The organism is Lysinibacillus sp. 54212 (genome assembly GCF_036662795.1).
Taxonomy (GTDB): Bacteria; Bacillota; Bacilli; order Bacillales_A; family Planococcaceae; genus Lysinibacillus_B.
Genome location: NZ_JBAFWZ010000007.1, coordinates 23,657 through 36,958 on the forward strand (window position 1 = coordinate 23,657; position 13,302 = coordinate 36,958).

At 39.6% G+C, this 13,302-nt stretch carries 15 protein-coding genes; 11 read left to right on the forward strand and 4 right to left on the reverse strand.

Translation table 11 applies throughout. The features are described from left to right. Positions 1 to 143: 143 nt before the first annotated feature. Positions 144 to 1,037, forward strand: a complete 894-nt coding sequence (locus tag V4T18_RS06510) for an NAD(P)H-dependent flavin oxidoreductase (RefSeq protein WP_332647840.1) — start codon at positions 144 to 146, stop codon at positions 1,035 to 1,037. A 139-nt stretch (positions 1,038 to 1,176) separates the two neighbouring features. On the opposite strand, the gene rsgA is transcribed toward V4T18_RS06510, so the two are convergent. Beyond that, a complete protein-coding gene (rsgA, locus tag V4T18_RS06515) occupies positions 1,177 to 2,268 on the reverse strand; it encodes a ribosome small subunit-dependent GTPase A (RefSeq protein ID WP_332647843.1) in 1,092 nt (363 codons plus the stop codon). Between the two features lie 277 nt (positions 2,269 to 2,545). Between rsgA and bioD the strand changes: the two genes are divergently transcribed. From bioD to V4T18_RS06545, 6 genes are all read left to right on the forward strand, one after another. After that, complete coding sequence (gene bioD / locus V4T18_RS06520; protein WP_332647846.1) at positions 2,546 to 3,250, forward strand: dethiobiotin synthase; 705 nt, start codon at positions 2,546 to 2,548, stop codon at positions 3,248 to 3,250. Next, positions 3,231 to 4,598, forward strand: a complete 1,368-nt coding sequence (gene bioA, locus V4T18_RS06525) for an adenosylmethionine--8-amino-7-oxononanoate transaminase (protein ID WP_332647847.1) — start codon at positions 3,231 to 3,233, stop codon at positions 4,596 to 4,598. The genes bioD and bioA overlap by 20 nt, the downstream gene beginning before the upstream one ends. Positions 4,599 to 4,602: 4 nt before the next feature. Beyond that, positions 4,603 to 5,193 (forward strand): biotin transporter BioY, encoded by a 591-nt coding sequence (locus V4T18_RS06530; RefSeq protein ID WP_332647849.1) that lies wholly within the window; start codon positions 4,603 to 4,605, stop codon positions 5,191 to 5,193. Then, positions 5,193 to 6,191 (forward strand): biotin synthase BioB, encoded by a 999-nt coding sequence (gene bioB, locus V4T18_RS06535; protein ID WP_332647851.1) that lies wholly within the window; start codon positions 5,193 to 5,195, stop codon positions 6,189 to 6,191. The genes V4T18_RS06530 and bioB overlap by 1 nt, the downstream gene beginning before the upstream one ends. Positions 6,192 to 6,408: 217 nt before the next feature. Continuing rightward, entirely contained in the window at positions 6,409 to 6,822 is a 414-nt protein-coding gene (locus tag V4T18_RS06540) for a CidA/LrgA family protein (protein ID WP_332647854.1), read from the forward strand. After that, the gene (locus V4T18_RS06545) at positions 6,785 to 7,474 is read left to right on the forward strand and encodes an LrgB family protein (protein WP_332647857.1); all 690 of its coding nucleotides are present in this window, start codon (positions 6,785 to 6,787) and stop codon (positions 7,472 to 7,474) included. The genes V4T18_RS06540 and V4T18_RS06545 overlap by 38 nt, the downstream gene beginning before the upstream one ends. 36 nt (positions 7,475 to 7,510) lie before the next feature. Here V4T18_RS06545 and V4T18_RS06550 read toward each other — a convergent pair whose 3' ends face one another. Next, positions 7,511 to 8,980, reverse strand: coding sequence for an aminotransferase class I/II-fold pyridoxal phosphate-dependent enzyme (locus V4T18_RS06550; protein ID WP_332647859.1), 1,470 nt, complete (start codon positions 8,978 to 8,980; stop codon positions 7,511 to 7,513). A gap of 303 nt (positions 8,981 to 9,283) precedes the next feature. On the opposite strand from V4T18_RS06550, the gene V4T18_RS06555 reads away from it, so the two are divergent. Together V4T18_RS06555 and V4T18_RS06560 are read left to right on the forward strand one after the other, a co-directional pair. After that, a complete protein-coding gene (locus V4T18_RS06555; RefSeq protein WP_332647860.1) occupies positions 9,284 to 10,243 on the forward strand; it encodes an NAD(P)H-dependent flavin oxidoreductase in 960 nt (319 codons plus the stop codon). 19 nt (positions 10,244 to 10,262) lie between these two features. Continuing rightward, the gene (locus tag V4T18_RS06560) at positions 10,263 to 10,532 is read left to right on the forward strand and encodes a UPF0223 family protein (protein WP_332647862.1); all 270 of its coding nucleotides are present in this window, start codon (positions 10,263 to 10,265) and stop codon (positions 10,530 to 10,532) included. Positions 10,533 to 10,810: 278 nt separating this feature from the next. Here the strand turns inward: V4T18_RS06560 and V4T18_RS06565 are convergent, their stop codons facing one another. Next, on the reverse strand, positions 10,811 to 11,443 hold the full coding sequence (locus tag V4T18_RS06565) for a YktB family protein (protein WP_332647864.1): 633 nt from the start codon (positions 11,441 to 11,443) through the stop codon (positions 10,811 to 10,813). Between the two features lie 119 nt (positions 11,444 to 11,562). On the opposite strand from V4T18_RS06565, the gene V4T18_RS06570 reads away from it, so the two are divergent. Beyond that, entirely contained in the window at positions 11,563 to 11,760 is a 198-nt protein-coding gene (locus tag V4T18_RS06570) for a hypothetical protein (protein WP_332647865.1), read from the forward strand. 147 nt (positions 11,761 to 11,907) lie between these two features. Continuing rightward, on the forward strand, positions 11,908 to 12,699 hold the full coding sequence (locus V4T18_RS06575) for an inositol monophosphatase family protein (RefSeq protein ID WP_332647867.1): 792 nt from the start codon (positions 11,908 to 11,910) through the stop codon (positions 12,697 to 12,699). A 339-nt stretch (positions 12,700 to 13,038) separates the two neighbouring features. Here V4T18_RS06575 and V4T18_RS06580 read toward each other — a convergent pair whose 3' ends face one another. Continuing rightward, positions 13,039 to 13,254, reverse strand: a complete 216-nt coding sequence (locus V4T18_RS06580) for a DUF5325 family protein (protein ID WP_332647869.1) — start codon at positions 13,252 to 13,254, stop codon at positions 13,039 to 13,041. Between the last annotated feature and the right edge of the window lie 48 nt (positions 13,255 to 13,302).

Here is a 13,302-nt window from a genome sequence, read left to right on the forward strand (position 1 = left end):
TGAAAACGAAGCAACGAAAATATCTCGAATTCAAGATTTAATCTGGTGGAGATTATTTTTCCTAAATAAAATTTTAAAAAATGAAGGATTATTCATTTTTTCGCAGAACTTTAAGTATATTACGAGAAAAAGGGGTGTTTTTTATGAATTTGCCAGTAATCGTGGCACCTATGTTTTTAGTTTCCAATCCAAAGATGGTGATTGAGTCTTCACGTGGAGGTGTCATCGGTACATTTCCATTGTTAAATGCACGTCCAACAAGCGTTTGTGAGGAATGGCTAACAGAAATTAAAGAGGCGTTACCAAGTGAGCCATGGGGTGTGAATATTATTTGCCATAAAGGGGAAAATCCACGCTATGATGAAGATGTGGAGTTAATTAAAAAATTTCAGCCACCACTTGTTATTACATCGCTAGGCAACCCAACACCGATTGTCGAAATCGTTCATAGCTATGGTGGAAAAGTGTATTCGGATGTCATTTTTGAAAAGCATGCGAAAAAAGCAGCGATGGCTGGTGTAGATGGGCTTATTTTAGTATGTGCAGGTGCAGGGGGGCATGGTGGGCTGTTAAATCCATTCGCCTTTGTAGCAGCAGTAAAATCATTCTTCAACGGGGAAATCATTTTAGCTGGGGCACTATCTTCCGGAGCAGATGTTGCCGCTGCTCGAGCAATCGGTGCTGATTATGCTTATATGGGCACACGTTTTATTGTAGCGGAAGAAGGAAATGCAACGGATGCTTATAAAGATATGATTATTAGTAGCTCTAGTGAGGATATTATTTACACAGATGCAATCAGTGGTGTCAATGCGAATTTCCTTATTCCATCACTAACAGCAAGTGGTATTAATGTAGCTGATCTATCAAATGGCAGAGGGAAAATGGACTTTGATGATCATAAGGCATGGCGAGATATTTTCTCAGCAGGACAGGGAGTGGCTGCGATTTCAGAACGTCAAACAATCGCGCAAATAGTTGAGCAGCTTAAAGCCGAATATGAAGAGGCGTGTAACCGTTTAAATGTGTTAATTTAGATGAAAGAAGGGGCTATCCATTAGTTGGATAGCCCCTTTAAAGTTACAATATCTTTCTTATCGGAAATTGCACATATACCGAATACTCTAAAGAGTTGAGCAAAAAGAAAAATTAATGAAGTAGCTTATTTGCCGGTTGTCATTTTTTTCGTCCTTTTTGGCTATGTTGCTCTTTTAGGAATTTCCTCGCATTTTTCATCCCGCCCACAGTGCCGAACATGCTATTTAGCTTTTCTTTTTCAATCATTTTGGCATTTAAGCTATCATACTTTGTTTCCTTTTGAAGTTTTCGATAGCTTTCCAACCTTTCTATTGCTAGAGTGCCATCCTGAATCGCTTTTTGGACAGCACAGTTTGGCTCAGTTTGATGCATACAATCACTAAAGCGGCATTGAGAGGCGAGCTCATCAATGTCAGCAAAAGATTTAGCTAAATCAGCGCTAATAATGCCGAGTTCTCGCATACCGGGCGTATCGATTACGACACCTAAATCTGGTAACGGAAGTAATTCACGTCTTGTCGTAGTATGCCTACCCTTATCATCATTTCTTATTTCATTTGTCCCCAAAACATGTTGACCGAGAAGACGGTTGATTAAGGTTGATTTTCCAACGCCTGATGAGCCAATAAATGCTACCGTTCGACCAAGTGAAAGATAATTAGTAATAGGGTGATGTCCAGTATCAGACATACTAGTTGTTACGAGTACATCTACACCTATTGCAATCGCATATATTTCGCTCAGTTTTTGCTCAATTTCTTGGCATAAGTCTGCTTTTGTCAGCACAATAACGGGTGTCGCCCCGCTATCCCAAGCGATAGAAAGATAGCGCTCTAATCTACGAAGGTTAAAGTCATTGTTTAGTGACATACAAATAAAAACGATATCGATATTCGTTGCGACAATTTGTGTGTTAGTTGTAGAACCTGCCACTTTTCGCCCAAACACACTTTTCCGAGTGAGAACTTGATGAATAATCCCGTTGCCATCGTTATGATCTGTTCGGTCAATCATGACAAAATCGCCAACAGATGGATAGTCTGTTAGGTCGTTTACACTATGGTGAAATTTTCCGGATATTTCAGCTATCAATTCTCCATGTTCTGTTATTACTTTGTATAAATTTTTAGATTGGGATGATATTCGTCCAATGTATAGATGTTTGTATTGTTCAGCTTCCTGGAGCATTGCTTCAGTAAGCCCTAAATTTTTCATATTGATCGTACTCAATTGAATTGCCTCCTAAAAAGTTTGTTAGTTACTTTTGGGAGGTTTTATGCATTATTTTGCACATCCCTCCCCATTTATTACAATCTCACGAAATCTCTTATTAAACATAGTAAAATCCCCTTTCTCCATATGATTGGACTTTACTATAACATAATCTATTCATCATTTGGATTGTCTAATGTAGCATTTTGTTTCATAAAAGGGCATTTACAATATAAGTTCAAATGTGTTAACTTATTCATTGTTTAGGTTAACACAAATAGAGGGGAGGTTAACAATGCAACATTTTTGGGTCGTTGGTACGGATACCGATGTTGGGAAGACATGTATTACGACGTTGTTTATGCGTCAGTTACAGGAGCAAGGACTGCAGGTATCACCGTACAAGCCGGTGCAAACAGGTGAGGTAATAGAGCAGGAGAAAGCCTATTATTTTGATACAACAATGTACGAAAAGTATTCTCTGCAAAAACTTATGCGAGAAGAATTAAATGAATACTCATTTAAGGAGCCTGCATCACCACATTTTGCTGCTGCGCTGGAGGGCAGGCAAATTGATACGATGCGCATATTGGGGCATATAAAAAAACTGCAACAACAATATGATGCCGTAATTTGTGAAGGGGCAGGGGGCATATTTGTTCCACTGGATAGTGAAGGGCAGGAAACTTTGCTCGATGTGATCTTAAAAAGCCAGTTACCTGTTGTTGTCGTTACTCGTACAGGGCTTGGGACGATCAATCACACGTTGTTGACTCTAGAGGCATTAGCTTCACGAGGCATTGAAGTGCTAGGTATCGTTTTTAACGGAGATACCGGTAGCAAAATGGAACAAAACAATATTGATACTATTATCCAGCATTGTCCGCTACCCTATGCTGTTGTTCCACAGCTTAACGGCATAACTGAGGTAGTACATTATTCAATCAAGGGAACATCATTATTTGAAAGGCTGTATCAACATGACAAAAAGGTTATCTGACTTACAGGTTAAAGATTTACAGCATGTTTGGCATCCTTGCTCGCAAATGAAGGATTATGAGAGCTTCCCACCTATTGTCATAAAAAAAGGGGAAGGCGTGTGGCTTTACGATGAGCATGGCAATCGATATTTAGATGCTGTGTCATCCTGGTGGGTGAATTTATTTGGACATGCTAATCCTCGAATTAGCCAAGCTTTAAGTGAGCAGGCATTTACGCTGGAGCATGCTATATTTGCTAATTTTACGCATGAGCCAGCTGTAAAATTAGCAGAAAAATTGGTGGAGTTAACACCAGATGACTTAAACAAGGTGTTTTTTGCAGATAACGGATCCTCTGCTATTGAAGTCGCTTTAAAAATGAGCTTTCAATATCATATGCAAAGCGGAAAACAGACTAAAAAGAGATTTCTTGCCTTAACCGATGCTTATCACGGTGAGACGTTGGGGGCGTTGTCGGTAGGTGGTGTGGATCTTTATAATGAAGTGTATCAGCCATTATTACTCGATACGGTAAGGGCGAAGGGACCTGATTGTTTCCGTTGTCCGTTTAATGAGCACCCTGAAAGCTGTCACGCGCCATGTATTTCCTATGTAGAAGAAGAGCTAGTCGCACATCATGAGGAACTTACAGCTGTCATTATTGAGCCACTTATTCAGGCAGCGGCAGGAATGAAAATGTATCCGCCGATTTACATAAAGCGACTGCGCGAATCTTGTACAAAGTATGATGTACACCTTATTGCTGATGAGGTAGCGGTTGGTTTTGGCCGTACAGGAACATTATTTGCCTGTGAACAAGCTGGAATTTCTCCTGATTTTATGTGCTTATCGAAAGGCTTAACAGGCGGGTATTTACCACTTTCCGCTGTATTAACGACAGATAAAGTATACGAGGCCTTTTACGATGACTATGGAACGATGAAGGCATTTTTACATTCGCATAGCTACACGGGAAACACACTCGCTTGCCGTGTAGCGCTTGAAGTATTGAAGATTTTTGAAGAGGAACAGTACATCGAAATTATTCAGTCTAAGGGAGAGAGGATGAGAATGCTAGCTACAGAGGCATTTTCTGCGATGCCATATGTGGGTGAATATCGACAAATTGGGTTCGTTGGGGCAATCGAGCTTGTAGCGAATCGGGAGAGGAAAGAGCCGTTACGAAGTGAAGAGAGGATAGGCTATCAAATATATAAGCGGGCCCTAGCGAAAGGCTTACTGATCCGACCGCTTGGGAATATTTTGTATTTTATGCCGCCATATATTATTTCTGATGCTGAAATGCAATTTATGATTAGGATAACGAAAGAAACAATAGAGGAATTTTTTGCAGAACGGGAGGGATAAACGTATGCAGCAACGTCAATCAACGCTTTCACTTGTGATGATTGCGATGTTTGCCGCTTTAACAGCAATCGGTGCATTTATTAAGGTACCATTACCAGTTGTACCATTTACATTACAAATTGTTTTTGTTTTTTTAGCAGGCTGCTTACTCGGGAGTCGAAATGGTTTATGGAGTCAGCTCGTTTATATTGGCATTGGTTTGGTTGGATTACCTGTATTTACGCAGGGTGGGGGTATTACGTATGTCATGCAGCCCACATTTGGTTTTTTAATAGGTTTTGCAATGGCTGCATTTATTATTGGATGGATGTTAGAAAAAGTAGAAGCACCGACAAGAAAGCACTTTATCGGCGCAAACGTTGTAGGATTATTTCTGATTTATGCAATAGCTGTACCCTATCTTTACGTTTCCCTTAATTTTTGGCTAGATGTGAAAACAAGTCTGGCACATATTTTGGTAGTAGGGTTCTTAAATAGTATCGTAGCAGATTTTTGTTTAGCAATCGTTTCCGCTTTATTAGCCGAGCGACTGTATCCGGTATTTCGTACTGCACGAGCATTAAAAATTGTTAGAGTAGAAAAGGAGCATATTTAGTGAATTGGTTACAATTAGCGCAAGAAGTTATTGAAGGTAAAGTACTGAGCAATGAAGAGGCATTAGCGGTTTTAAATAGTGAGGATGACGAGCTATTAAAGCTGATGGACGGGGCATTTTCAATCCGTAAGCACTATTATGGTAAAAAAGTAAAGCTGAATATGATTATGAATGCGAAAAGCGGGTATTGTCCAGAGGATTGCGGCTATTGCTCACAGTCTTCAAAATCAACAGCACCAATCGAAAAATATCCTTTTATTACAAAGGAAGAGATATTAGAAGGTGCGAAGCGTGCGTTTGAAAATAAAATAGGTACATATTGCATCGTAGCAAGTGGACGTGGCCCAACGCGTAAAGATGTAAATGTCGTAAGTGAAGCTGTAACAGAAATAAAGGATAAATATGGTTTAAAGGTGTGTGCATGCTTAGGGCTATTAAAGGAAGAGCAAGCACAGCAGCTAAAAGAAGCAGGTGTTGACCGTTACAATCATAACTTAAATACATCAGAGCGTCACCATTCATATATTACGACATCTCATACGTACGAGGATCGTGTAAATACGGTGGAAATCGCTAAAAAACATGGCATTTCACCTTGCTCTGGAGCGATTATCGGTATGAAGGAAACGAAAGAGGATGTTGTCGATATTGCACGTGCGCTACACGGATTAGATGCAGATTCGATTCCAGTTAACTTCCTCAATGCAATTGATGGCACAAAGCTAGAGGGAACAAAGGATTTAAACCCTCGCTATTGCTTAAAAGTATTGGCGTTATTCCGCTATATGAACCCTACGAAGGAAATTCGTATTTCGGGTGGTCGGGAAGTGAATCTTGGTTCCCTTCAGCCACTTGGGATGTATGCAGCTAACAGTATATTTGTTGGAGATTATTTAACGACAGAAGGGCAAGAAGCAAACAGCGATTATCGTATGTTAGAGGATCTAGGCTTTGAAATTGAGCTAACAGAAAAGCAAACAGAGGCATTTTGTTCTTAACTTGGACTAGGACAAAACGAATATTATCCCCTTAAACTTTCGAATATAAATAACCAAAAGCGTAGTGTCCTAAAAAACAGGATGGCTACGCTTTTGTCATATTTGTCTGTATTTCCTTCGTTTAAGAAACGATTTCTTTTATTTATTTTAGAAAAGTAAATAGACAATGATTTCCTACAGGCGTACAATGAATGCATAGAAAGAGAGGGTGATTGGGATGCGAATATTACGAATCATAGCACAAATTGGCATACTAACTATCTATTATTATCTCGGTGTCCTTATTGTGGAGCTAACAGGAATCATTATTCCAGCGAGTATCATTGGGCTAATATTATTGTGGCTATCCCTATATTTTAAACTAATTAAAGTTGGATATATTCAAGATGGCGCAGGGTTTATGCTAGCATTTTTAACGCTCTTTTTTATACCTTCTACAGCAGGGGTAATAGAATATCCAGAGCTATTGACGATGGCGGGCTTTTATTTAGTATTGGCCGTGATCATTAGTACACTATTCACCATTTGGATTGCAGGAAAAGTTAGTCAATTTATCGAGAAGAAAGAACAGTCAGAACAGGAGGAAACAGAATATGCAGCAAGTGCTTCTAGGGCTAGCAGTCATCGTTAGTACCGTTGTCCTGTTTATTGCCATGCAAAAGCTATACGAAAAATATAGCCATCCGTTCTTATTACCGATATTAACTGTCACAATCATTACTGTTATTATTTTACTTCTATTTAATATTCCTTATGATACATATATGGAAGGGGGACAGTGGATTCAAAATATGCTCGGTCCCGCAGTAGTAGCGCTTGCATTCCCACTTTATAATCAGCGGGCACTCATTTTTAAATATAAATATTCGATTGTCACAAGCTTAGTCGTAGGTATGCTATCAGGACTTATTAGTGTGTTTACACTTTTGAAATTAGTTGGGGCAAGTGAAGATTTTCTGCTAACCGCTCTACCAAAATCATTAACAACACCAGTAGCTATGCAGGTGAGTGAGTCTATTCATGGCATTGCACCACTAACGGCTGTTCTTGTAATGGTAGCAGGGTTTACTGGGGCTATTTTTGGACCTTTCCTATACAAGCTAGCAAAAATAGATACAGCGATTAGTCGGGGCGTGTCGATGGGCAGTGCATCACATGGTGTAGGATTAACGAAATTAAAGGAATATAGTGAGGAAGACTTATCGATTGGTTCACTTTCGATGGGATTAAGCGCGGTGCTAGGTGCATTTATGTGCCCTTTATTTGTCATGATATTTATGTAAAAAATCAGATCCCCAATCTCTTAGGGATCTGAGCTTTTAATAGATTGCTTGACGTTCTTTAATAACACGAATGTTTTTTAAAGTAGCATCTTCTGGTCCTTGAACCGGAAGACCAGCTTCAATATTCATTTGAATATATTTAATATTGTCTTCTGTTATCACTTCGCCTGGAATAAAAATTGGTATTCCAGGTGGATAAACCATTATAAATTCAGCTGAAATTCGGTCATGTGCCTGGGCTAATGGAATGACTTCCGTTTCAGCATAAAAGGCATCACGTGGAGACATTGCAAGTGCCGGAATTTCAGGTGCTTTGACGTTCGGAATAGTAACAGTAGCCTCAGAATCATACGCCTGGGACATACGTGTTAAAGCGTTTATTAGTAGATTCATTTCCTTTTTCGTATCACCTAGTGTGACTAAACATAAAAGGTTATAAAGGTCTGAAAGCTCAACCTCAATATTAGCATTATGTCGTAACCATTCTTCTGCATCGTGACCTGTAATACCTAAATCTTTCACACTAATTAATAGCTTACAAGGATCCATATCATACGTTGCGGAGGAATGTAGCTTCTCGCGTCCAACACAAGTTAAGTGTGGGATCGCATTTATACGCTTACGTGTATCCTTTGCTAAACGAATCGCATCATCTATTAAATCATAGCCGTGAACTGCAAGCTGACGGCGAGCAGTATCTAACGATGCTAAGAGTGGGTAAGAAGTAGATGTTGTTGTTAGCATAGAAAAAATTGATTGTGCTCGTTTAGCAGAGACAAGCCCTTCACGTACATTCAAAATGGAGCTACCTGTCATAGAGCCACCAAGCTTATGTACGCTTGTTGCTGCCATATCAGCACCGGCCTGCATAGCAGATAAAGGTAATTCATCATGGAATTTAATATGCACACCATGCGCTTCATCTACAATTACAGGGATGTTTCGATCGTGTACAATTTCGACGATGCGCTTTAAGTCCGCTGCAAAGCCAAAGTATGTTGGATTAATGACTAGAACTGCCTTTGCATCTGGGTATTTCGTAAGTGCTTTTTCCACTGATTCTGGTGAAATCCCGTGAGAAATCCCTAGCTCACTATCCACTTCAGGATGGATGAATATAGGAATCGCTCCAGCAAATACGATGGCAGACATAATCGATTTATGAACATTCCGTGGTACGAGTATTTTATCACCTGGACCGACGACGGTCAGAACCATCGTCATAATAGCGCCACTAGTACCTTGAACGGAAAAGAATGTATAATCAGCACCGAATGCCTCAGCAGCTAAATTTTGAGCTTCTTTAATGGCTGCCTTTGGTGCGTGTAAATCATCTAGTGGAGCAATATTGATTAAATCAATTGATAAAACGTTGTCGCCGACGAACTCTCGAAACGCCGGGTCCATCCCTTGGCCCTTTTTATGCCCCGGAATATGGAACTGAATCGGATGTCTGTTTCGATGCTTGAGTAAAACGTCGAACAAAGGAGTCTCTAACTGTGACAACGCAGGTACCACCTCACTTATATTAAATATTTGAAACAAATGAATTATAGCACCTATTGACCGGTGTGACTATAAAAAATTACATGAAATGATGACGGGTTTTTATGTGGAAGATCCTACGCCTCTATATGAGTATAGGTATATGCGAAAAATTGTACAGAAATTATATGTAGAATAGTAATTTGTGTATGCCGATGAAAACAATGGGGGAGAGAGAACTCGCTTTATAATTCAACTAATTGATCTGAAAACATTGTAGGGTATGAACTATAAGGAATAATAAAAATATTAGGGGGTAATAAGATGAACTGGGAAACACGTATTACGAAATTACTAAATATTCAATATCCGATTATTCAAGGCGGTCTTGCGTATTTAGCTTATGCAGAGCTTGCGGCAGCGGTATCAAATGCTGGGGGCTTGGGGCAAATAACGGCGATGAGCCTGTCCTCACCAGACGAGCTACGTCATGAAATAGAAAAAGTTCGAGCGTTAACGAATAAGCCTTTTGGCGTCAATTTTGCCATTGGTATGCACGGAAAGGGCTACCAAGGAATGGTAGAGGTGGCAAAGGAAATGGAGGTACCTGTTGTCACAATGACAGGTGGTAATCCTGCACCGATTTTTGAAATTTTAAAGGACTCCTCTTGTAAAAAACTTGTGCTAGTTGCAGCACGTCGTCAGGCACAGAAGGCTGAAGAATTAGGCGCAGATGCCGTTATGGTCGTAGGGCAAGAGGGCGGCGGGCATTTAGGGCGAGATGATGTAGGAACAATGGTGCTCGTTCCGCAAGTCGTCGATAGCGTATCCATACCGGTTATTGCCTCAGGAGGAATTGGTGACGGTCGTGGCTGGATGGCTGCACATGCATTAGGTGCAGAAGGAATCGAAATGGGAACGCGATTTATCGCAACGAAGGAATGTGTTCATGCTTCACAAGCCTATAAACAAGCGCTACTTTCTAGCACTGAAGCGGATACAACGGTAATTAAACGTTCAATCGGGGCACCTGCTCGAGCGCTACGAAACGATTTTACAGAGGGAATCCTAGCGATTGAAAGAAAAACGCCAACGTATGAAGCGTTAAAGGATTATATAAGTGGTAAAGCTAATAAACGGTTTATATACGATGGAGAAGAATCACAAGGCTTTGGCTGGGCAGGTCAAGTCACTGGTTTAATTAGCGATGTCCCTACTGTAGCCGAATTAATTGAGCGAATGGTTGTACAAGCAGAGGCAATACGTATAAAATGGGGGCAATAAACTAAAGGTAGGTTAGTGTATGGAATATTCATATCCATTATCAACAGATTGGACAACTCAAGAAATGGTCGATGTTGTTCACTTTTTTGAAGCGGTAGAGGCTGCTTACGAGAAAGGCATAAAGCGTGAGGACTTTATGGCAAAGTATCGTCGTTTTAAAGAAATCGTTCCTTCACAGGCGGAGGAAAAAACAATCTGTCGTGATTTTGAAAAGGCAAGTGGTTATGTTAGCTATAAGGTTGTTAAATTAGCGAAAGAGTTATCGGATGGAGGAATAATTCGTCTGTAAAATAATTATTGAACGGTGTAAATCAGGGTAAACCTTGATTTACACCGTTTTTTTACGTTACGTTATTTTTTGCAGATTGCTCAATACTATTCGCTACTGCATATACTGTATCAAAACTTGTCGCCAGGGAATTTAGCAAACGTCAATGCTTCCTTAAACACCTTCCCCATATAAAAAACGAATCGTTCTCATTATTCTCAAGAAGTCTTGAAAAAATAACTGTCAAACAATCCCCTAAAGATGTATGTTTATTAGTTATTTGTGCATATTATGAAAGACTATCGTTTTTTGTTAACCATGACATTGTAAATGGGTAGCAGCCTATCAAATGTTTCCTGTGTTAACTGCAAAAATTCATCTGAAGAAAGAGCAATAGCTTGTTCAACTGAGATATGTCGGCCGACTAAAAATTCACCTTTTTTTACATTTCGTAAACGAAGGATTAGTTGTTCTAACAGTTGCTCTCTTGATTCGCCTAGAGAAGTTGCTTCTGGTGACATATGATCACCTGAAATAACAAAATCACCTGGCAATGCATCGAAAAGCTCCAAGTTAGAAAGTAAGCGCTCCGCCATTTCTGCTTTGTTAGGGGCTTCGTAGATTACTGCTACCATGATAAAAAGATGGCTATTCCACAAGCCAATCTGGAAATGCGGAAGTGCCTTGTAGCCTCTTTTATACGGAGCAAATGCTACCCAGGAATCTTTAGGTGGATTCACGGTACGGCGTGCGTGCTTTGCTACATGTGTAAAAAATTCATCCCCTGTGTGTGTGCTAAAGTAAGTGGAAAAAATGTCACCCAAGCTATGAAATTTAGGGCGAATGATCGTTGTTAGTGCGTTCATTCGGGCATCTAAGCCGTCGATTTTAAAAACGTCAAAGTCTTTTGTTGTCCATTGTAAATTCGTCAAAAATAGTAACTCCTTTCGATTTTTAGGTTTATTTTAATAAGAATTTGGGAAGAAATCTGATAACAACATCTTTCAAGAATATGAAAAGTTTTTGAAAAAAATCAAAGGACGTGAGGATAATGAAACAGATGATTAAAATTATACGCAAAGTGGATATTGAAAAGCAATATGAACAAATATTACGCCTAGAACTTGATTATGAGTTAGCCTCCTTATACCTAGCGATGAATGAAAGTAATGAAACAGATATCTCCAAATCGAAAAAGCGCTTGAAAGAAATTCAGGAGGAACTTGAAGGTCTTCATGCATATGCGTAACAAAAAGTTCATACCCAATTAAAAAATCACTTGCTGGATATTCGGACAGCAGGTGATTTTTGTTATAATAGCTATATATAGGTGGATAGGGTAAACTATATTGTTTAGTTTGATACATAAGCTTAGAAAGCGGAAGGTGATTATACAATGGATTTGAAGCGTTTAGATACATTTGCAAAGGAAATGATATTCGAGGCTGGGAGACGTATTCGAAATGCGTTTTCATACGATATTAAAATTGAAACAAAAACGAATGCCAATGACCTAGTGACGAATATTGACCGAGAAACAGAACTTTTTTTTATCGAAAAAATTAACGCATTTGATCCTACTCATAAAATCCTTGGGGAAGAAGGTATGGGAGAGCATGTAGATTCACTAGACGGTGTCGTGTGGATTATCGACCCGATCGATGGCACAATGAATTTTGTGAAGCAGCATCGTCATTTTATGATTACAGTTGGTCTGTATGTAGATGGTATTGGCAAGCTAGGTTATATTTTCGATGTTATGCGTGAAGATTTATTTTATGCCGTTGCCGGTGAAGGCGCATGGTATAATGATTCGCCAATGAGAAAGTTGCAGCCTCTAAAGATTGATGAGGCTGTCATAGGTATTAATGCAAGCTGGGTAACGCCAAATCCTAAAATAAATCATGAGAAGCTCATCAAATTAATAAATACTGTGCGCGGAACACGATCATACGGCTCGGCAGCAATGGAAATCGCCTTTGTTGTAAGTGGTAAGCTCGATGCGTATATTTCTATGCGTCTAGCTCCTTGGGATATCGGAGGCGGCGTGGTCATTGCAAAAGAGGTAGGTGCTATCGCTACGAACTTAAGTGGCAATTCTTTTGACTTTTTATCAACGGATACATTTTTAATTGCTAACCCATACATTCATCGGCAACTATTAGAAAATTATATTGAAGAAAAATAAAAAGGTAGAAGCGCTCCTACATAATTAGGAATGCTTCTACCTTTGTTTTTACCCTGAAAGAAATCATTTCTGTATACAGTTAGGGAATTTTATTTAAATATGTTGGACAATAAGGCAAGCCCCGCCACGTAGACTTCTGTGGGAAAGCGATAATGGAACGAAGGCTAAGATCGTCACGTCGTGTGACTACGCCTTCGTGACCAACATCGTGTTGCCCCGAGACCCCGCAGAATTTGCACTCTTGCAAATTTGAGGAGGCTCGGCGCTCGCCCACGAAAAGCGAAGTGGCGGGGTTTGCCGATTTTTAAGCAACTAAAAAATGTTTTGCCTAAAGTCTAATTATAATAATCCCTGTTCACGGAATTTTTTCTTTGTTTTAAAGCCCATCATGAAAATAATGCACATGATAACAATAGAAATAATAATGCCGATAATGCCTGCCATATCGTATTCTTCGCCAACTACGCCGATTAGTGCAACAGAGAAGCCGATGCTAATCATTGAAAATAATGCAGCTAATGCATAAATAAACATGACAAGTTTTGCTTTATTCATTATGTTAACCTCCTGGACAGTTAAATTATGTTACAAAGTTATACAATA

Coding starts and splice junctions, on each gene's coding strand:
- V4T18_RS06510 (WP_332647840.1), top strand. CDS start 144: ATGAATTTGCCAGTAATCGTGGCACCTATGTTTTTAGTTTCCAATCCA.
- bioD (WP_332647846.1), top strand. CDS start 2,546: ATGCAACATTTTTGGGTCGTTGGTACGGATACCGATGTTGGGAAGACA.
- bioA (WP_332647847.1), top strand. CDS start 3,231: ATGACAAAAAGGTTATCTGACTTACAGGTTAAAGATTTACAGCATGTT.
- V4T18_RS06530 (WP_332647849.1), top strand. CDS start 4,603: ATGCAGCAACGTCAATCAACGCTTTCACTTGTGATGATTGCGATGTTT.
- V4T18_RS06540 (WP_332647854.1), top strand. CDS start 6,409: ATGCGAATATTACGAATCATAGCACAAATTGGCATACTAACTATCTAT.
- V4T18_RS06545 (WP_332647857.1), top strand. CDS start 6,785: ATGCAGCAAGTGCTTCTAGGGCTAGCAGTCATCGTTAGTACCGTTGTC.
- V4T18_RS06555 (WP_332647860.1), top strand. CDS start 9,284: ATGAACTGGGAAACACGTATTACGAAATTACTAAATATTCAATATCCG.
- V4T18_RS06560 (WP_332647862.1), top strand. CDS start 10,263: ATGGAATATTCATATCCATTATCAACAGATTGGACAACTCAAGAAATG.
- V4T18_RS06570 (WP_332647865.1), top strand. CDS start 11,563: ATGAAACAGATGATTAAAATTATACGCAAAGTGGATATTGAAAAGCAA.
- V4T18_RS06575 (WP_332647867.1), top strand. CDS start 11,908: ATGGATTTGAAGCGTTTAGATACATTTGCAAAGGAAATGATATTCGAG.
- V4T18_RS06580 (WP_332647869.1), bottom strand. CDS start 13,254: ATGAATAAAGCAAAACTTGTCATGTTTATTTATGCATTAGCTGCATTA.